We start from the raw sequence: 17,512 nt of genomic DNA on the forward strand, positions 1-17,512 counted from the left end.
GCCCTTCCGCGACGAACGCTCAGGTGAGCCGTGTCATCGCCCGGCCGGTCGCCCACCACGCGGACGGCGCACGGGCGGACAGGAGAAGGGGCAGCGCCGGTTACGCTGAGCACCGTGTCTTCCCCCTCCACGTCCAAGCGCGTCGCCATGCTGACCCTCGGGTGCGCCCGCAACGAAGTCGACTCCGAAGAGCTCGCCGGCCGCCTCACGGCGGGCGGGTGGGAGCTGGTCGACGACGAGGCCGACGTGGTCGTGGTCAACACGTGCGGTTTCGTCGAGTCCGCCAAGAAGGATTCCGTGGACACGCTCCTCGCCGCCGCCGACAGCGGCGCGAAGGTGGTCGCGGTCGGGTGCATGGCCGAGCGGTACGGTGCCGAGCTGGCCGACAGCCTCCCGGAGGCGAACGCCGTGCTGGGGTTCGACCACTACACCGACCTCGCCGCCCGCCTGGACGACGTCCTGGCAGGTCAGAGCATCGAGTCCCACAAGCCGGTCGACCGGCGCACCCTCCTGCCGCTCACGCCCGTGCAGCGGCCCAAGGTGGCCGAAGAGGTGCAGGTCCCGGGGCACGGCTGGGGCCCGCGCGTGCTGCGCACCCGCCTGGCGGACACGCCCGTCGCACCGCTGAAGATCGCCTCCGGCTGCGACCGCCGCTGCTCGTTCTGCGCGATCCCGTCGTTCCGCGGCGCGTTCGTGTCCCGCCACCCGGACGAGGTGGTGGCCGAGGCGATGTGGCTGGCCGAGCAGGGCGTCCGCGAGGTGTTCCTGGTCTCCGAGAACTCGACCTCCTACGCCAAGGACCTGCCGCGCGAGCTGGGCGGCCTGGAGCTGCTGCTCCAGCGGCTGGCGAAGGTGCCCGGCATCGACCGCGTCCGCGTCTCCTACCTGCAGCCCGCCGAGACCAAGCCCACCCTGGTCAAGGCCATCGCCACCACCGACGGCGTCGCCGACTACTTCGACATGTCCTTCCAGCACTCCAGCGAGCCCGTGCTGCGCCGGATGCGCCGGTTCGGCTCCACGGAGTCGTTCCTGGGCCTGGTCGAGCAGATCCGCTCCCTCGCGCCGCGCGCGGGCATCCGCAGCAACGTCATCGTCGGCTTCCCCGGCGAGACCGAGGACGACGTGGCCGAGCTGGAGCGCTTCCTCACCGCCGCCCGGCTGGACGCGGTCGGCGTGTTCGGCTACTCCGACGAGGACGGCACCGAGGCCGAGGGCCTGCCGGACAAGCTGGACGCCGACACCATCGCCGAGCGCGTCGCCCGCATCTCCAACCTGGTCGAGGAGCTCACGTCCCAGCGCGCCGAGGAGCGCGTGGGCGAGGAGGTCGTCGTCCTGGTCGAGACCGAGGAAGACGACGAGAACGACTGCGTCGGCCGTGCCGCCCACCAGGCGCCCGAGGTCGACGGCGAGTGCGTCATCACCAACGCCGACGGCCTGAAGGTCGGCGACCTGGTCCGCTGCCGGGTCGACGAGTCCGAGGGCGTCGACCTGGTCGTCTCCGCGATCGAGGTGCTCCCGAGGTGACCGAACCCGCGCGCGTGCCGGTGCTGAACATCGCCAACGTGCTGACGATGTCCCGGCTGGTGCTCGTGCCGGTGTTCCTCTACCTGCTGTTCGCCGAGGACGGCCGCCAGCCGTGGTGGCGGCTGGCCGCGTTCGGCGTGTTCGCGGTGGCGTCGGTCACCGACCACGTGGACGGCAACCTGGCCCGCAAGCACGGGCTGATCACCGACTTCGGCAAGATCGCCGACCCGATCGCGGACAAGGCGCTGACCGGTGCCGCGCTGGTGGGCCTGAGCCTGCTCGGCGAGCTGCCGTGGTGGGTGACGATCGTCATCGCGGCCCGTGAGCTGGGCGTGACGCTGCTGCGCTTCTGGGTCATCCGGCACGGCGTGATCCCGGCCAGCCGCGGCGGCAAGGCCAAGACGCTCGTGCAGATCGTCGCCATCGGCCTGTACGTGCTGCCGCTGCCGTCCTGGCTGGACGTGGTGTCGGTGGCCACGATGGGCGCGGCCGTGGTGCTGACCGTCGTCACGGGCGTCGACTACGTCATCCGCGCCTTCCGGCTGCGGGCCAGGGGCAAGCGCGCGGTGGCGGGCGCGTGAACGCTCAAGGCCGCATGAGCGCTCAGGACGTCGTCCAAGCCCTCAGGGCACGCGGTGAGACGGTCGCTACGGCCGAGTCCCTGACCGCGGGCCTGGTGATCGCCGAGCTGACCTCCGTGCCCGGTTCCAGCGCCGTGGTGCGCGGCGGCCTGGTGGTCTACGCCACGGACCTGAAGCACACCCTCGCGGGCGTGGACGCGGCGCTGCTGGCCGAGCACGGCGCCGTGCACCCCGAAGTGGCCCGACAGCTCGCGGAGGGCGCACGCGAGCGCTGCGGTGCGACGTGGGGCCTCGGGCTGACCGGCGTGGCCGGCCCCGACCCGCAGGACGGCGTCCCGCCCGGCACCGTCCACATCGGTTTGTCCGGTCCGTCCGGGTCGACCGTCGCAACGCTCACTCTCGGTGGTGACCGTGACGAAGTCCGCAAGAGATCGACAACGGCGGTGCTGAACCTCCTGCGCGACCACCTCAAGATCCCCGTCGAGTGATGTGAGCAGCGAGTTCCCCGTCACGTCCGGACGCGCACGCGGGAACTTACCGACGAGTTCACTCGTTCGCCCTCGGCGGACGTGTCGGGAAGTCACTGCCCGTCGACGGGACGGGTCGGTAACGTGGTGGCACGGCCGGCCGGAAGGAGGCGCGCGATGACCGTGCTGCTACGCGAGGCGATCGGTGATCGGCTCCGCCATGCCCGCACCACCCAACGCCGCACGCTGCGCGAGGTCTCCAGGACCGCCCGCGTCAGCCTGGGGTACCTCTCCGAGGTGGAGCGTGGCCGCAAGGAGGCGTCCAGCGAGCTGTTGGCCGCGATCTGCGAGGCGTTGGACCTGCCCCTGTCGGAGTTGCTGCACCTGGTCGCCTCGGACATCGGCGCCGTGACGCAGCCCGTGCCGACCCCCGCCGAGCTCACCGAACGGGCGCCCGCGTCCGCGTCGGCGGGTCTGGAAGGCGGCACCATGGTGCCCGCGGTGATCGGCAACGACCTGTCCGACCTGCGGCTGCAGCCGATGCTGACGCACCGGCTGTCGACCTCGATCAGCAAGCCGCGCAACGCGGTGGTGGCGGCGTAACCCCAGCGCACACGTGCCAGAGCCGAGCCGGTCCGACCGGCTCGGCTTTCGGCGCTTGCAACGACTTGGCAAACGCCCCACGGGGTCGCCGCGTGCCCCCGATCGCGGGCGGGCAGGATGACCATGCCGACGAAAGTCTGGGGGTGACTCAGGGTGATCCCGGATATCTCCCCAGGTCGGTGGAAGCAGCGCGGGACAACTGACACGATGGAACCAACACCGGCACCGGGTCGTTGCCAATCACGAGCGCGAGCCAGGGAAGTGCGGAGAAGGCAGGCGTAGGAGATGGCCAACCCTTTCGTGAAGGCATGGAAGTACTTCATGGCGGCTTTTTCGTCCAAGATCGACGAGCACGCCGACCCGAAGGTGCAGATCCAGCAGGCCATCGAGGAGGCGCAGCGGCAGCACCAGGCGCTGTCCCAGCAGGCCGCCGCGGTGATCGGCAACCAGCGCCAGCTCGAGATGAAGCTCAACCGCCAGCTCGGCGAAGTGGAGAAGCTCCAGGCATCCGCACGCCAGGCGCTCGTGCTCGCCGACGAGGCGCGCGCCAAGGGTGACGAGCAGCGGGCGACGCAGTTCGAGAACGCCGCGCAGGGCTTCGCCACCCAGTTGGTGACCGCGGAGCAGAGCATCGAGGACCTCAAGACGCTGCACGACCAGGCGTTGCAGGCGGCGACGCAGGCCAAGCAGGCGGTCGAGCGCAACGCGATGGTCCTGCAGAACAAGCTCGCCGAGCGCACCAAGCTGCTCAGCCAGCTCGAGCAGGCGAAGATGCAGGAGCAGGTCTCGCACTCGCTGCGCCAGATGACCGAGCTGGCCGCGCCGGGCAACACGCCGTCGCTGGAGGAGGTCCGCGACAAGATCGAGAAGCGGTACACCACCGCGCTCGGTTCCGCGGAGCTGGCGCAGAACTCGGTGCAGGGCCGGATGCTGGAGGTCCAGCAGTCGACCACCGAGATGGCGGGCCAGTCGCGGTTGGAGCAGATCCGGGCCTCGATGGCGGGCGGCAAGGTCGCCGGTGAGGTGACGAGCGGTCAGCCGGCCAGTGCGAGCGCGAGCATCCAGCAGGAGATCCAGCAGCGGGTGCAGCAGGCGCAGGCGCAGCCGACCCAGCAGATGCAGCAGAACCCGCCGGCGAGCCAGGGCTGAGAGGGTGGTGTCCGCGATGGAACCGAGGAAGGTGGCCGGCGAGATCGCCCAGATCGTCGGCGGCCAGCTCCAAGGGCAACTCGCGGACCAGGTGAAACGGCGGTACGCCGCCTGGAACGACCCGCGCGCGAAGCTCGATCGGCGCTATCGCCGATCGAGCCGCGTGCTCACCTTCTGGCTGATCGTGCTGGCCCTGCTCACGACCGTCGGCACGCTCGCCATCCTGGGCGTGATCGGTCCCACGGTCGGTGTCGTCGCCGCCCTCGGCTTCGCCGGCTCGTCCGTGCTGGCCGTGCGCACGAACATCAGGATGAGGGGCATCGACGCCGAACGGCGGCAGTTGCAGGCCGCGCCGGTGCGCACGCCGCTGCCCGCCCGGTCCTCGGTGGCGCGTCAGCCGATGGAACGGCTCGAAGACGCCGAGGACACGTTGCGGGAGCTGCTGCACCAGCTCGACTCGGCGGCGTTGACGTCGATCCCCACCGACTCGGTCGAGCAGGCCCGCGCCACCGGCGCCGAGGCCGCGTCCGCGATCCGGGCCGTGTCACAGCAGCTGCAGGCCGTCGAACGGGCGCGCGACACCGCCCCGCCGCTGGACCGCGCCCCGCTGGTCGAAGGGGTGCGAAGACTGCGAGCGCAGCTGGACGAGGGCGTGGACGGCTACTGCGGCCTGGTCGCCGCGGCGGGTCGGGTGCTCGCCGAGAGCACCGCGTCCAACCCCCGGCAGGTGCTGGGTGACGCGACGGACCACCTGGCGGGCCTCGCCTCGGCGTTGCGCGAACTGTCGCGCTGACGCCCGCTGCGGATCTCCGCAGCCGTCTCGGCGGCCATCTGCACGAACCGAGATTACGTCACGTTGCGTAGCGGAGTTGGGCTGAACTCGCAGCCGCAGTGGCGTACGCTGCTGCGATCGTGTGATTATCAGACCGTTATATAGCCGCGGCCACTACTTGGCGTGGCAGGATCTGGGTCGGACAGCGTGGTCCGTCCTGGTCGCCGGGGAGGTCATTGAGTGGCGTTGTGGACCGTGCGCGGGGATGGCCGCCCCACCGATGGTGACGCCATCGCGCCGCAGGAGCGGCTGAGCTGGCCGCGCACCATCGGTTTCGGCGCCCAGCACCTGGTCGCCATGGCAGGCGCCACGATCCTCGTCCCCGCCACCACAGGTCTCCCGGTCAGCACCACGCTGCTGTTCTCCGGTGTCGGCACGTTGCTGTTCCTGCTGATCACCCGCAACCGCGTGCCCAGCTACCTCGGCGCGTCGTTCGCGTTCATCGCGCCGCTGTCGGCCGCCCGCGACGAGGGCATCGCCGCGCAGCTCGGCGGCGTGCTCGCGGCCGGCCTGCTGGTGATCATCATCGGGGTCGCGGTGAAGGCGCTGGGCGTGCGGCTGCTGGAGGCCGTGATGCCGCCGGTGGTGACCGGCGCGGTGGTCGTGCTGATCGGCCTCAACCTGTCGCACCGGGCCACCGACTCGTTCGCGCAGCAGCCGCTGCCCGCCGTGGTGACGATGGGGATCATCCTGCTGTGCGGCGTGCTCGGCCGCGGCCTGTCGTTCCGCTTCTCCGTGCTCATCGGCGTGGTCGCCGGGTGGGCGCTCGGCTTCTGGCTCGACCTGGTCGACACGGCCGCGGTGGGGCGTGCCGCGTGGTTCGGGCTGCCCGAGTTCCACGCGCCGGAGCTGCGGCCGACGGTCACGCTGCTGGTGCTGCCGGTGGTGATCGTGCTGGTCGCGGAGAACGTCGGCCACGTCAAGGCGATCGGCGCCCTGACCGGCCGCAACCTCGACGGCAACGTCGGCGACTCGATCATCGCCAACGGCGTGTCCACCGCGCTGGCCGGGCTCGGCGGCGGGTCGGGCACCACCACGTACTCCGAGAACATCGGCGTCATGGGCGTGACCAAGGTCTTCTCCACCGCCGCGTACGCGGTGACCGGGGTGGCCGCCGTGCTGATGTCGTTCTCACCGAAGGTCACCGCCGTGCTCGCGACCATCCCGGCGGGCGTGGTCGGCGGCGCCACGCTCGTGCTGCTCGGCCTGATCAGCCTGGTCGGCGTGCGGGTGTGGATGGAGAACCGGGTCGACCTGACCAACCCGGGCAACGCGCTGGTCGGCGGCACCGCCCTGGTCGCCGGGGTGGGCGACCTGACGTTGGAGCTGGGTGACATGGAGCTGGGCGGCCTGGTGTGGGGCTCGCTGCTGGTGGTGATCCTGCACCCGCTCCTGCGCTGGCTGCGCGCGGCCCGCAACCTCTAGCGCAACGCCCGGTTGATCCTGGCCACCAGGCCCGGTCCCGCGTAGATGAACCCCGTGTAGAGCTGGATCAGGCTCGCGCCGGCGTCCAGCATCCGCTTGGCGTCGTCCGGGCTCGCGATGCCGCCGACTCCGATGATCGGCAGCTTGCCGTCGGTCTCCCGGCTGACGAACCACACCACCTCGCGCGCCCGTTCCGCCAGCGGCTGGCCGCTCAACCCGCCCGCCTCGTGCGCCAGCCGCTGGTCGGCCGGGGCCAGCCCGTCGCGCGACAACGTGGTGTTCGTCGCGATCAGGCCGCTGACCTCGTGCTCCGCGCACACCTCCAGCAGCTCGGCGATGGCGGGCTCGGTGAGGTCCGGGGCGATCTTGACCAGGATGGGCTTGCGCGGCTTCGAGCCGGCCAGGTCGCTCGCCGTGGCGTTGAGGGCGGACAGCAGTTCGGTCAGCGCGCCGCGGTCCTGCAGGCTGCGCAGGCCGGGCGTGTTCGGCGAGCTGATGTTGATCGCGAAGTAGTCGCCGTGCCGGTAGAGCGCGCGCAGCGAGGTCCGGTAGTCCTCCACCGCCTCCTCGACCGGCGTGACCTTGGACTTGCCCAAGCTGATGCCCAGCGGTACGGACAGCGGGCCGAGGCGGTCGAGCCGGTTGGCCAGCTCCAGCGCGCCGTCGTTGTTGAAGCCCATCCGGTTGATGATCGCCTCGCTGTCGCGCAGCCGGAACAGCCGCGGCTTCGGGTTGCCCGGCTGCGCGTGCCGGGTGACCGTGCCGACCTCGACGAACCCGAACCCGAGCGCGCCCCACGCGTGCAGTGCCCGGCCGTTCTTGTCCAGGCCAGCGGCCAGGCCGACCGGGTTGGGGAACCGCACGCCGAAGACCGTGCGCTCACCGGCGGGCCTGCGCTTCACCAGCTTCGCCGCCGGGTTCAGCCTCTCCAGCGCGCCGAGGGTGGTCTCGTGGACCCGCTCCGCGTCCCCGCCGTGCATCCGGAACAACGCCTTGCGCACCACGCTCTTGTAGACCACGGCGGTAACCCTAAGCGATCGGCCCTGGCTGGCAGCGCGGGCACCAGTACGCGGGACGCTCCAGCACGCCCGCGCCCTGCCCGCCGACGCGCACCCTCGTCCCGCAGCGCAGGCACGGCTTGCCGCCCCGTTCGAACACCCAGTGCTGCCGGCCACGCCCCATCAGGCCGGTGGTGTTCTGCTCCGGGCGCCACGCGTTGGCCAGCAGCAGCTTGCGGGCCAGCCGCACCGCCTCCGCCGGATCAACGGCCGACACCGGGCTCCACGGCGAGACGCCGAGCAGGAAGCACACCTCGGCCTTGTAGAGGTTCCCCACACCGGCCATCACGCGCTGGTCCAGCAGGGCAAGCCCCAGCTCCCGGCCCGGGTCCGCGACCAGCCGCGCGACCGCCTCGGCGGCCCGGGAGTCGTCCCAGTCGCCCAGCAGGTCCGGCCCCAGGTGCCCGACCAGCCGCGACTCCTGGTCGGTCGGCAGCAGTTCCAGGTCGTGCAGCGCGAACCCCACCGCCACCCGGTCCGGCACCTCCAGCAGCGCCCGCACCTGGTGCCCGGGCCGCTTCCAGCGCTCGCCGGGCCGGTAGAGGTGCCACGCGCCGTCCATCCGGAAGTGGCTGTGCAGGCTCAGGTCACCGGAGAACCGGGTGAACAGGTGCTTGCCGACCGAACGCACCGCGAGCACGTCCCGCCCGCTCAGGTCGGCGGTGGCCCACTTGGGATGGCGGATCTCGCCGCGCACGAGCCTGCGACCGGCCAGCGCCTCGTTCAGGCGGTGCCCGGCCAGGAAGACGGTGTCACCCTCGGGCACGGAGCCCGCTCACGCGTCCACCGCTTCCCCGATCTCCTCGTCGTCGAAGTCGTGGTGCACGGCCCGGCGTCTGCTCCGGCTGATCCGCAGTATCCGCGCCAGCAGCAGGTTGAACGCCAACGCCACCTCGCGCGCGCCCGGCGTGCCCCACTCGTGGATCGGCATGCACGCGCCCTGCGCCTGCTGCACCGCGAGCCGGTCCGGCAACGCCACCGGCATCACCAGCGGGCCGAAGATGTCGCGCAGCTCGTCGATGCGGAACTGGTGCTCGTGCGACCTCGGCCGCACCCGGTTCACCACCACGCCCAACGGCTGCAGGTCCTCGTTGTGCTCACGCTCGGCCTGCACCGCCTCGAACGCCCGCTGCACACCCGCGACCGCGAACATCGTGGGCTCGGTCACCAGCAGCGCGCGGTCCGCCGCGACCAGCGCCGACCGGGTCAGCTGACCCAGCGACGGCGGGCAGTCCAGCAGCACCAGCTGGTAGGGCTCCTCGTCGTCCTGCAACAGCCGCAACGCCTCGCGCAGCCTGCCCAGCCGCGTCTCGCCCGGGTCGGGGTGGTTCAGCGACTCCGCGTCCTCCGAACCGGCCAGCACGTCCACGCCGTCGCCCCACGCGCTGGGCGCGATCGCCTTGTCCAGCGTGTCGCGGCTCGGATCCTGCAGCACGTCGTAGATGCTGGCCTCGGTGTCGTCGGGTTCGAGCGTGGAAGTGGCGTTGCACTGCGGATCGAGGTCGATGACCAGCGTGCGGACACCGCGTCGCAGCGCCGCCGACGCCAGACCGAGCGCGACCGTCGTCTTACCAACGCCACCCTTGAGGCTGAGCACCGCCACCGTATGCACGTAGTGCAGCCTACGGCCCTTACGCTCTACGTCCATGCGACCGGACGCCGTACACAGGGTGCTCGACGCCGAGCTGGCCGCCGCGCGCGACCGCCGGGGCGGTGAACCGCCGCGCGTGCTCGACGTCGGCGGTGGCAGCGGCGTGTGGGCCGTGCCGCTGGCCGTGGCCGGGTGCTCGGTGACCGTGATCGACCCGAGCCCGGACGCGCTGGCGACGTTGCACCGCCGTGCGGCCGACGAGGGCGTGCTGGACCGGGTCACCGCGATCCAGGGCGACACCGACGCGTTGGACCGGGACGGTTCGGCGGACCTCGTGCTGGGGCACGGGCTGCTGGAGGTCGTGGACGACGCCGGTGCCGCGCTGGCCGCGCTGGCCGCCGCCGCGACCCCGGGCGGCGCCGTGTCGCTGCTGGTGGCGAACCGGTACGCGGCCGTGCTGCACCGGGCGATCGCCGGTCGGCTGGTCGACGCGCGCCGGCTGCTGGACGACGAGGCCGGTCAGCTCACCGACACCCGCGACCCGCTGCTGCGCCGGTTCGACGTGGTCGGGCTGGAGGCGCTGGTGCTGGCCGCGGGGCTGAAGGTGGAGGCGGTCCAGGGTCACGGCGTGGTGTCGGACCTGGTGCCGGGCTCGGTGTTGGAGAGCAGCCCGGGTGCCGCGGAGGCGTTGGCCGAGCTGGAGCTGGCCGCGTCCACCCGCTCGCCGCTGCGCGATGTGGCCGCCCGGTTGCACGTCCTGGGCCGAAAGCCCGCCTGAGTGCGGTAGAACGGAGTCCTCCGCCGCCTACCGCAGAGGACTCGCCATGGGAGACCCGCACTTAGCCGGGGCCGGCTGATGGCCGCGCTCGCGCCCGAGGAGCTGGACGACCACGTGCGCGCCGCCGTCGCCGGTGACCGCCGGGCCGTCGCGTCGCTGCTGGCCGCCGTCCGCCCGCTGGTGGTGCGCTACTGCCGCGCCCGCGTGGGCAGGCGGGAGCGGTCGTCCGCGTCGGCCGACGACGTGGCGCAGGAAGTGTGCCTGGCGCTGTTGACCGCCTTGCCGACGTACCAGGACCACGGTCGGCCGTTCCTGGCGTTCGTGTACGGGATCGCGGCGCACAAGGTCGCCGACGCGCACCGTGCGGCGTTGCGCAACCGCGCCGAGCCGGTGCCGGAGCTGCCCGACGCGCCGGACGACGAGCACGTCGGCCCCGAGCAGTCGGCGTTGCGGGTGGAGCTGTCGCGGCGGATCGGCGAGCTGCTGCGGCTGCTGCCGGACAAGCAGCGGGAGATCCTGGTGCTGCGAGTCGTGGTCGGGCTGAGCGCCGACCAGACCGCCGACGCCGTCGATGCCACGCCCGGCGCCGTCCGCGTCGCGCAGCACCGGGCGCTGACTCGGCTCCGACGCGAGCTGGAACGGCCGTTGGTTACCCAGCGCAATCGATAGGGCCGGTTTATTAGTCCGATCGGTGTCCAAACGCCGCCATTCAGGGTAACTTTCTGTGAGTCGCGTCATCCCCGCGTGGGACCGGCGTCGCGTTCGCATGTGCCCCCGATGGTCGTCCAGCGCGCGGACGCCGAGGAGCTCGTGATGACAGCAGTGGCGGTTGGGTTTTCGGGTGTGCCGCGAGTTCGCGGTGATGCGGGGAGGTCGTTGGTGTCCGTGCAGTGCGAGGACGTGGCGTCCTCCTCACCGGCACGAGGGGAAGGAGGGGTGGAGTCGTACGTCGAAGGGGCGGTCCGCGGTGACCGGCGGTCGACCGAGGCGTTGCTGGCCGAGATCAGGCCCGCGATCGTGAAGTACTGCCGGGCCAGGGTCGGGCACGGCCAGCGGTCGTCGGCGTCGGCGGAGGACGTGGCCCAGGAGGTCTGCCTGGCCGTGCTGAAGGCGCTGCCCAACTACCGGGAGCAGGGCAGGCCGTTCCTGGCGTTCGTGTACGGGATCGCGGCGCACAAGGTCGCCGACGCGCACCGCGCGGCGGCGCGCAACCGGGCCGAGTCCGTGCCGGAGCTGCCCGACAGCGCGGGCGTCGAGCCGGGACCCGAGCTGCGGGCGTTGCAGGGTGAGCTGTCCGAGCGGATGGGGCGGCTGCTCGACGTCCTGCCGGACCGGCAGCGGGAGATCCTGGTGCTGCGCGTCGTCCTCGGCCTGTCCGCCGAGGAGACCGCGGTGGCGGTCGGGTCGACGCCCGGCGCGGTGCGCGTCGCCCAGCACCGCGCCCTGACCCGGTTGCGCAAGGCGTTGGACGAGGTCCGGCACGGCGGGTGACGGTTCCCGGGCGGTGGCTCAGTGCCGCCAGCGGGTCAGCGCGGCGATCTCCTCCGGTGAGCAGTCGGCGAACCGGGCGATCTCGCCGCGCCGCACGTCGACGATGGTCGCGGCGAACTCCGCGCCGAACGCCTCGGTCAGCACCTCGTCCGCCTCGAACGCCGCCACGGCCTCCTCCAGGCACGTCGGCAGGCGCTCGGCGTCCGGCAGACCGGCCGGGTCGACGCCGACCGGCTCGGGCAGCCGCGCCCGGTCCACGATCCCGGCCAGCCCCGCCGCCATCGTGGCCGCCACCACGAGGTACGGGTTCGCCGCCAGGTCGTAGCACTTGACCTCCAGGTCACGACCCGTGACCAGGCGCAGCGCCGCCTCCCGGTTCTCCAGGCCCCACACGGCGAACGCGCCCGCCCAGCTCCGCGGCACCAGCCGCAGGTAACCCGCCACCGACGGGACACCGATCGCGCACAGCGCGGGCAGCCGCCGCAGCACACCCGCGGCGAACGCCTCGGCGTCGTCGGTCAACCCGAACCAGCCCTCACCACCGTCGAACAGGTTGCGGCCGTCGCGCCACAGGCTCAGGTGCAGGTGGCCGCCGTTGCCCACGCCGTCGGCGGTGACCTTCGGCGAGAACGACGCGCGCATGCCGTGCCGCAGCGTGATGGCCCGGACCGTCTCCCTGACCAGCACCGACGTGTCCGCCGCGTGCACCGGGTCCTCGGGTGTGGTGGACAGCTCGAACTGGCCCGGGGCGTACTCGGGGTGGAACTGCAGCACCTCGACGTCCTGCTCGGCCAACGCCGCCAGCAGGTCAGCCGCGTAGTCCGACAGCTCGACCTGGCGCGCGTGGCCGTACGCGGGCCCGGTGGTGGCGGACCGGAACTCGTCGGTGTCGCCCTGGCCGACGACCCACTCCACCTCGAAGCCCGCTTGGACCTCGTAGCCGTGCACGGTGAGCCGGTCGGCCACCGCCCGCGCCAGGCCGCGCTCGTCCTGCGGGTGCGGCTCGCCGTGCTGGTCGAAGCGGTCGGCCGGTGCCCACGCCCAGCCCGGCTGGCCCGCGAGCACGGTGAGCCGGTCCAGGTCCGGGCGCAACCGCAGGTCGCCGACGGGACCGCCCGCGTGCCGCCCGGTGACGATCGTGTCGTCCAGCAGGAACGCGTCGAACACCGGCGACGCGCCGACGCCGTCCGCGGCGGCTCTGGGCAGCCCCGCGAGCGGCACGGACTTCACCCTCGTGATGCCGCTGTGGTCGACCCAGGTCAACGCGACCGCCACCACGTCCTGCTCCAGCAGGTCGTCCACCAGTTCGGCCGCGAGCGCGCGCCGGTGCTCCCGCTCGGCTGTGTCCATCTGGCGTGGCTACACCAGGTCACTACTGTTCAACAAGTGGACCAGTTGCTGCCTTGTGTGGCGTCGCTGCGCCTCGTGGACCACCACTGCCACGGTGTGCTGGGCACCGACCTGGACCGGGACGGCTTCGAGTCGAACCTGACCGAGGCGGAGTCCCGGTCGCCCTTGGGCACGTCGTTGTTCGACTCGTCGTTGGGGCTCGCGGTACGGCGCTGGTGTGCGCCTTTGCTGGATCTGCCGCCCCTCGCGCCGGCCGAGGAGTACGTCGCGAGGCGGCGCTCGCTCGGTGCGGCCGAGGTGAACCGGACGTTGGTGTCGGCGGCGGAGATCTCGACGTTCCTGGTGGACCGCGGCACGTGGCCGGAGGGCTTCGCGGGGCCGGGCACGTTCACCGGTTCGCGTGAACATCTCGTGCTGCGGCTGGAGCGGTTGGCGGAGGACGTGGTGCCCGAGGGCGCCACCGGGTTCCCGGCACGGGTGCGGGAGGCGTTGGACTCCTCGTCGGCGGTCGCGGCGAAGTCGATCGCGGCCTACCGGGTGGGGCTGGAACTGGACCCGGCACGACCCTCGGACGCCGAGGTCGTAGCGGCGGCCGACCAGTGGCTGACCTCCGGTTCGACCCGGTGCGCGGACGAGGTGATCAGCCGGTTCCTGGTGTGGGAGGCGCTGGACCGCGGGCTGCCCGTGCAGTTCCACGTCGGCTTCGGCGACGCGGACCTGTCGCTGCACAAGTGCGACCCGTTGCTGCTCACGGACCTGCTGCGGGCCACGGCGCCGCTCGGCGTGCCGATCATGCTGCTGCACAACTACCCGTTCCACCGCAACGCCGGGTACCTGGCGCAGGTGTTCCCGCACGTGTTCGTGGACGTGGGCCTGGCCACGCACGCGGTGGCGCACCAGGCGCGCCGGGTGCTGACCGAGGCGCTGGAGATCGTGCCGTTCGGGAAGTTCCTGTTCTCCACCGACGCGTTCGCGCTGGCCGAGGTGTACTACCTCGGCGCGGTGTTCTTCCGCCGGGCGCTCTCGGACTTCCTGGCGGCGGGCCTGCGGGAGCATGCTCTGGCCCAGGCGGACGCGGAACGGATCGCTCACCTGATCGGGTGGGAGAACGCGCAGCGGGCCTACCGCTTGGAGTAGAGTCTCGAACGGGTGTTCGGCTCTGGACGGGGGTGGTCGTGGGCCGTAGCGCCAACCTGCCGCGCGGTCTGGTCGATCGCTTCCGCGCCCGTGGCGACGTCTGGCCGGACGACACCGGCTGCACGATGCTGCACGTGGACATGGACGCCTTCTACGCGTCGGTCGAGATCCGCGACCGGCCGGAGTTGGCGCGCAAGCCCGTGGTGGTGGGTGGCACGGCGAACCGGGGCGTGGTCGCGTCGGCCAACTACATCGCCCGCGAGTTCGGCGTGCGCTCCGCCATGCCGACCTCGCACGCGCGCAGGCTCGCGCCGCACGCGGTGTTCGTGTCGCCGAACTTCACCCGCTACCAGGAGGTCTCGCGCGGGGTGATGGCGATCTTCCGCGACATCACCCCGCTGGTGGAGCCGTTGAGCCTGGACGAGGCTTTCCTGGACGTCAGCGGCGCGTTGAAGCGGATGCGCCGCACCCCGGCGCAGATCGCGAACCTGATCCGGGAGCAGGTGGAGCAGGCGCACGGGATCACCTGCTCCGTGGGCGCGGCGCCGACGAAGTTCCTGGCCAAGCTCGCGTCCGGGATGTGCAAGCCGGACGGGCTGATGGTCGTGCCGCGCGACGAGGTGCTGTCGTTCCTGCACCCGTTGCCGGTGTCGGCGCTGTGGGGCGTGGGCCAGCGGACGGCCGAGCACCTGGACCGGGTGGGCCTGGAGACGGTGGCGGACGTGGCGGCGACGCCGCTGCCGCGCCTGCGCAGGCTGATCGGGGTGGCGTTGGCCGAGCACCTGCACGCGTTGGCGCAGGGGCACGACGACCGGCCGGTGGTGCCGTCCACGCGGGAGAAGTCGATCGGCGCGGAGGAGACGTTCGAGGTCGACCACTTCGACCGGGAGCTGCTGCGCCGGGAGTTGCTGCGGCTGTCGGAGCGCTCGGCGGCGACGTTGCGGGCGCGAGGGCTGCGCGGGCGCACGGTGTCGATCAAGGTCCGGTTCTCCGACTTCACCACGATCACCCGGTCGAAGACGCTGCGGGTGGCGACGGACGTGACGCAGGAGGTCTACAAGACGGCGTCGACCCTGCTGGACGAGCAGGTGCCGCCGGGCGCGGTGCGATTGATCGGGGTGCGGATCGAGCAGCTGGTCGAGGGCGACGACGGTGAGCAGTTGATGTTCGACGCGCCGGAGCGCGGCTGGCGGGAGGCGGAGCAGGCGGCCGACCAGGCGCGGTCGAGGTTCGGCACGGCGGCGATCCGCCCGGCTTCGCTGCTGAACCAGGGACCGGTCAGGTCCGGGCTGAACGAGCCCAAGCCGGACCGGGGTGATTCGGCTTCCCGACCTCCGTGAGCGAGCCGTTCGGGTGGTCGCGGGCGTGATCGGGGGTCCGCGCGTGGATCACCCGGCACAGTGGAGCCGTGGATCGGTTCTGGGGTCTGCTCACACCCTCCGAGCACGAGGTGCTCATGGCGACGGGTGTCGAGCGCGACTACCTGTCCGGTTCGGTGGTCTGCCACGAGGGCGAGGTGACGCGGCACGTGCTGGTCGTGCGCCGCGGCCTGCTGAGGGTGACCGCGACCACGGCGAACGGCAGCGAGAAGGTGCTGGCCGTGCGCGGGGCGGGTGACATCGTCGGTGAGCGTTCGGCGGTGGACGGTCGGCCGCGTTCGGCGACGGTGCGGGCCCTGGGCGCGGTGCGGGCGCTGGTGCTGTCGGCCGGGTCGTTCGCGAGCCTGTGCCAGCGGTACCCGCGCATCGCGTGGTCCGTGCTGATCGTGGTGGTGGCGCGGCAACGTGACACGGACCGCCAGCGGATGCAGATCAGCGGCACGGCCACGCAGCGCGTCGCCGCCGTGCTCATCGACATGGCGCTGGAACGCGGGATCGCCGACCAGGGCGTGATCGCGTTGAGCCAGGAGGACCTCGCGGGGATCGCGGGCACGTCGCGGGAATCGCTCGTGCGGGTGCTGCGCGTGCTGCGCGAGGAGGGCATCATCAGCACCGGGCGGCGGAAGATCGACATCCACCAGGTGCGCAGGCTCTACGACTTCACCAACTGATTCGGCGTTGTGCGTCATCTGACGCAGAACCAGGGCTGCCGACTCTCTACAAATGAGTCATCAGCCGAGCTCAGAGGGGGAGTCATGAACCACATCGAGGAGCCTGCCAGGTCCCGCCGGCGGTTCACCGAGCGCCTCGCCAGCACCCTCGTCTTCACCGCCGTCATGATCTGGGCGGCCGTGGTGATCATCGTCAAGTCCGATGTCGACGGTGTGGTCGCGCTCGCCGTCTCGTTCGTCCTCGCGGGCGGCCTGGTCGCCGTGTACGACGCTTGGCGCGACGTCCGCTCCGTCCGCCGCGAGCTGGACGTGGAGATCCCCGAGGACGACCTCGTCCGCCTGTAGACCAAGCGGCGGCCAACGAGGGGTGGCTGCCGTTCTCCGGGGCCTTCCGCAGACGGTCGGGTCTGCGGAAGGCCCCCTTCTACGTCTCGATTGCCGGGATTGTCCGGAAGTTATCCACAGCCCATGGAGTTGTCCACAGTTCGCGATCTTCCCATCGACCACCCCGCCCGACCCGTCGATGGTGGACACATGCGAACCACGAACCGCACCACCATCGACCTGGACGCCCTGGGCGGCCTCTTCCCCCAGCGCGTCGCCACCGCCTCCGAACTGCTGGCCCTCGGCCTGCCGAGCGAGGAACTCGCCCTCCGCTGCCGCCCGCAGGGCCCGTGGCAGCACGTCCTGCCCGGCATCCTGCTCCTGGCCCGCACTCCGCCGACCCGTGCCCAACTGGTGCGCGCGGCCCTGCGTTACGGCGGCCCTCAGTCCCTGCTGACGGGTTTGGACGCCCTCCAGTTGCATGGCCTGCGCGCACTGCCCGCCACCGGCTCGGTCCAGATCCTGGTGAACCGTGCCTTGGAGCCCGCCGCGAAAGTCCGCCTGACCCGGGTCCGCCGTTTACCCGACCCGGTCCTGCGCCGGGGCTTCCTGACGGTCCCACTGGCCAGGGCGGCCGTGGATGCCGCCAGGGCTCTGCACCGCCGTGACGACCTCCGCGCCGTCCTGACCGAGGTGGTCCGCCACGGCGGCGTACCGGTAGCCGACCTCAGACCGCTCGCCAGGGGTTCCGAGGAGGCCAGGCAGGTCCTCTCGGAACTGGCCGACGGCGTCCGCTCGGTGCCACAAGCCTGGGCCAAGGCGGTCCTGGACGACCTACCCCTCCCACCACCTGCCTGGGGCGTCTCCCTGTCCACCCCTGATGGCCGGCCCCTGGGCATCGCCGACGCCTGGTGGAACGACCGAGCCCTGGCCTGGCAGTTCAACACCCCGACCCCGAGGTCGGACCTCCTCGCCGCCGCCGGCGCCGTCGTCCTGCACACCACGCCGACCCGCCTCCGCCAATCCCCAACCTCGGTAGCCCAAGACCTCCTGACCGCCGCCACCAAAGCCACCACCCGCCCCCGACCCCGAATAACCCCAACCCACCCCTTCCCCCACAACCCCTCCACCCACTACTAACCCGACCCGACC

The 17,512-nt window shown here is 71.9% G+C and carries 19 protein-coding genes; 15 read left to right on the plus strand and 4 right to left on the minus strand.

The features are described 5' to 3' along the window. The first annotated feature begins 147 nt into the window (after nucleotides 1-147). The 7 genes from rimO to A6A25_RS40240 all read left to right on the plus strand — a co-directional run bounded on the left by rimO (nucleotide 148) and on the right by A6A25_RS40240 (nucleotide 6,581). Nucleotides 148-1,524, plus strand: coding sequence for a 30S ribosomal protein S12 methylthiotransferase RimO (gene rimO / locus A6A25_RS40210; RefSeq protein ID WP_073899590.1), 1,377 nt, complete (start codon nucleotides 148-150; stop codon nucleotides 1,522-1,524). Next, complete coding sequence (gene pgsA / locus A6A25_RS40215) at nucleotides 1,521-2,105, plus strand: CDP-diacylglycerol--glycerol-3-phosphate 3-phosphatidyltransferase (protein WP_073899592.1); 585 nt, start codon at nucleotides 1,521-1,523, stop codon at nucleotides 2,103-2,105. Before rimO ends, pgsA begins: the two co-directional genes overlap by 4 nt. A 14-nt stretch (nucleotides 2,106-2,119) precedes the next feature. Beyond that, entirely contained in the window at nucleotides 2,120-2,593 is a 474-nt protein-coding gene (locus A6A25_RS40220) for a CinA family protein (protein WP_073899594.1), read from the plus strand. Between the two features lie 156 nt (nucleotides 2,594-2,749). Then, nucleotides 2,750-3,175 (plus strand): helix-turn-helix domain-containing protein, encoded by a 426-nt coding sequence (locus tag A6A25_RS40225; RefSeq protein ID WP_073899596.1) that lies wholly within the window; start codon nucleotides 2,750-2,752, stop codon nucleotides 3,173-3,175. 285 nt (nucleotides 3,176-3,460) lie between these two features. Beyond that, nucleotides 3,461-4,324: a PspA/IM30 family protein gene (locus A6A25_RS40230; protein ID WP_073899598.1), complete on the plus strand. Its 864-nt coding sequence runs from the start codon at nucleotides 3,461-3,463 to the stop codon at nucleotides 4,322-4,324. Between the two features lie 16 nt (nucleotides 4,325-4,340). Further along, nucleotides 4,341-5,117, plus strand: a complete 777-nt coding sequence (gene pspM / locus A6A25_RS40235) for a phage shock envelope stress response protein PspM (protein WP_073899600.1) — start codon at nucleotides 4,341-4,343, stop codon at nucleotides 5,115-5,117. Between the two features lie 219 nt (nucleotides 5,118-5,336). Continuing rightward, nucleotides 5,337-6,581 carry a uracil-xanthine permease family protein gene (locus A6A25_RS40240; RefSeq protein ID WP_073899602.1) on the plus strand — a complete coding sequence of 415 codons (1,245 nt, stop codon included), beginning with the start codon at nucleotides 5,337-5,339 and terminating at the stop codon, nucleotides 6,579-6,581. On the opposite strand, the gene A6A25_RS40245 is transcribed toward A6A25_RS40240, so the two are convergent. The 3 genes from A6A25_RS40245 to A6A25_RS40255 are packed head-to-tail and all read right to left on the minus strand — an operon-like array spanning nucleotide 6,578 to nucleotide 9,251. Next, entirely contained in the window at nucleotides 6,578-7,600 is a 1,023-nt protein-coding gene (locus A6A25_RS40245; RefSeq protein WP_073899604.1) for a quinone-dependent dihydroorotate dehydrogenase, read from the minus strand. The two genes, A6A25_RS40240 and A6A25_RS40245, sit on opposite strands and share 4 nt — an antisense overlap. 10 nt (nucleotides 7,601-7,610) lie before the next feature. Continuing rightward, nucleotides 7,611-8,405 (minus strand): DNA-formamidopyrimidine glycosylase family protein, encoded by a 795-nt coding sequence (locus tag A6A25_RS40250; protein WP_073899606.1) that lies wholly within the window; start codon nucleotides 8,403-8,405, stop codon nucleotides 7,611-7,613. A gap of 9 nt (nucleotides 8,406-8,414) precedes the next feature. Next, complete coding sequence (locus tag A6A25_RS40255; protein WP_073899607.1) at nucleotides 8,415-9,251, minus strand: ParA family protein; 837 nt, start codon at nucleotides 9,249-9,251, stop codon at nucleotides 8,415-8,417. A gap of 34 nt (nucleotides 9,252-9,285) precedes the next feature. On the opposite strand from A6A25_RS40255, the gene A6A25_RS40260 reads away from it, so the two are divergent. From A6A25_RS40260 to shbA, 3 genes are all read left to right on the plus strand, one after another. Beyond that, on the plus strand, nucleotides 9,286-10,008 hold the full coding sequence (locus tag A6A25_RS40260) for a class I SAM-dependent methyltransferase (protein ID WP_073899609.1): 723 nt from the start codon (nucleotides 9,286-9,288) through the stop codon (nucleotides 10,006-10,008). Nucleotides 10,009-10,086: 78 nt separating this feature from the next. Next, nucleotides 10,087-10,677 (plus strand): sigma-70 family RNA polymerase sigma factor, encoded by a 591-nt coding sequence (locus A6A25_RS40265; protein WP_073899611.1) that lies wholly within the window; start codon nucleotides 10,087-10,089, stop codon nucleotides 10,675-10,677. A gap of 267 nt (nucleotides 10,678-10,944) precedes the next feature. Continuing rightward, on the plus strand, nucleotides 10,945-11,499 hold the full coding sequence (shbA, locus tag A6A25_RS40270; protein WP_380734880.1) for an RNA polymerase sigma factor ShbA: 555 nt from the start codon (nucleotides 10,945-10,947) through the stop codon (nucleotides 11,497-11,499). An 18-nt stretch (nucleotides 11,500-11,517) separates the two neighbouring features. Here shbA and A6A25_RS40275 read toward each other — a convergent pair whose 3' ends face one another. Next, a complete protein-coding gene (locus tag A6A25_RS40275) occupies nucleotides 11,518-12,849 on the minus strand; it encodes a glutamine synthetase family protein (RefSeq protein WP_073899613.1) in 1,332 nt (443 codons plus the stop codon). Between the two features lie 36 nt (nucleotides 12,850-12,885). Between A6A25_RS40275 and A6A25_RS40280 the strand changes: the two genes are divergently transcribed. The 5 genes from A6A25_RS40280 (at nucleotide 12,886) to A6A25_RS40300 (ending at nucleotide 17,500) form a co-directional block, all read left to right on the plus strand. Then, nucleotides 12,886-13,986 carry an amidohydrolase family protein gene (locus A6A25_RS40280; protein ID WP_073899615.1) on the plus strand — a complete coding sequence of 367 codons (1,101 nt, stop codon included), beginning with the start codon at nucleotides 12,886-12,888 and terminating at the stop codon, nucleotides 13,984-13,986. A gap of 38 nt (nucleotides 13,987-14,024) precedes the next feature. Then, nucleotides 14,025-15,326: a DNA polymerase IV gene (locus A6A25_RS40285; RefSeq protein ID WP_143193726.1), complete on the plus strand. Its 1,302-nt coding sequence runs from the start codon at nucleotides 14,025-14,027 to the stop codon at nucleotides 15,324-15,326. Between the two features lie 68 nt (nucleotides 15,327-15,394). After that, nucleotides 15,395-16,036 (plus strand): Crp/Fnr family transcriptional regulator, encoded by a 642-nt coding sequence (locus tag A6A25_RS40290; RefSeq protein WP_083669064.1) that lies wholly within the window; start codon nucleotides 15,395-15,397, stop codon nucleotides 16,034-16,036. An 84-nt stretch (nucleotides 16,037-16,120) separates the two neighbouring features. Beyond that, nucleotides 16,121-16,381, plus strand: a complete 261-nt coding sequence (locus tag A6A25_RS40295; protein WP_073899617.1) for a hypothetical protein — start codon at nucleotides 16,121-16,123, stop codon at nucleotides 16,379-16,381. Nucleotides 16,382-16,570: 189 nt separating this feature from the next. Then, on the plus strand, nucleotides 16,571-17,500 hold the full coding sequence (locus A6A25_RS40300; protein ID WP_073899619.1) for a hypothetical protein: 930 nt from the start codon (nucleotides 16,571-16,573) through the stop codon (nucleotides 17,498-17,500). Nucleotides 17,501-17,512 lie beyond the last annotated feature (12 nt).

The sequence above is a fragment of the Saccharothrix sp. CB00851 genome (genome assembly GCF_001905065.1).
Lineage (GTDB): Bacteria > Actinomycetota > Actinomycetes > Mycobacteriales > Pseudonocardiaceae > Actinosynnema.

Coding starts and splice junctions, on each gene's coding strand:
- pspM (WP_073899600.1), top strand. CDS start 4,341: ATGGAACCGAGGAAGGTGGCCGGCGAGATCGCCCAGATCGTCGGCGGC.
- rimO (WP_073899590.1), top strand. CDS start 148: ATGCTGACCCTCGGGTGCGCCCGCAACGAAGTCGACTCCGAAGAGCTC.
- A6A25_RS40260 (WP_073899609.1), top strand. CDS start 9,286: ATGCGACCGGACGCCGTACACAGGGTGCTCGACGCCGAGCTGGCCGCC.
- A6A25_RS40225 (WP_073899596.1), top strand. CDS start 2,750: ATGACCGTGCTGCTACGCGAGGCGATCGGTGATCGGCTCCGCCATGCC.
- A6A25_RS40295 (WP_073899617.1), top strand. CDS start 16,121: ATGAACCACATCGAGGAGCCTGCCAGGTCCCGCCGGCGGTTCACCGAG.
- A6A25_RS40300 (WP_073899619.1), top strand. CDS start 16,571: ATGCGAACCACGAACCGCACCACCATCGACCTGGACGCCCTGGGCGGC.
- A6A25_RS40275 (WP_073899613.1), bottom strand. CDS start 12,849: ATGGACACAGCCGAGCGGGAGCACCGGCGCGCGCTCGCGGCCGAACTG.
- A6A25_RS40220 (WP_073899594.1), top strand. CDS start 2,120: ATGAGCGCTCAGGACGTCGTCCAAGCCCTCAGGGCACGCGGTGAGACG.
- A6A25_RS40230 (WP_073899598.1), top strand. CDS start 3,461: ATGGCCAACCCTTTCGTGAAGGCATGGAAGTACTTCATGGCGGCTTTT.
- A6A25_RS40265 (WP_073899611.1), top strand. CDS start 10,087: ATGGCCGCGCTCGCGCCCGAGGAGCTGGACGACCACGTGCGCGCCGCC.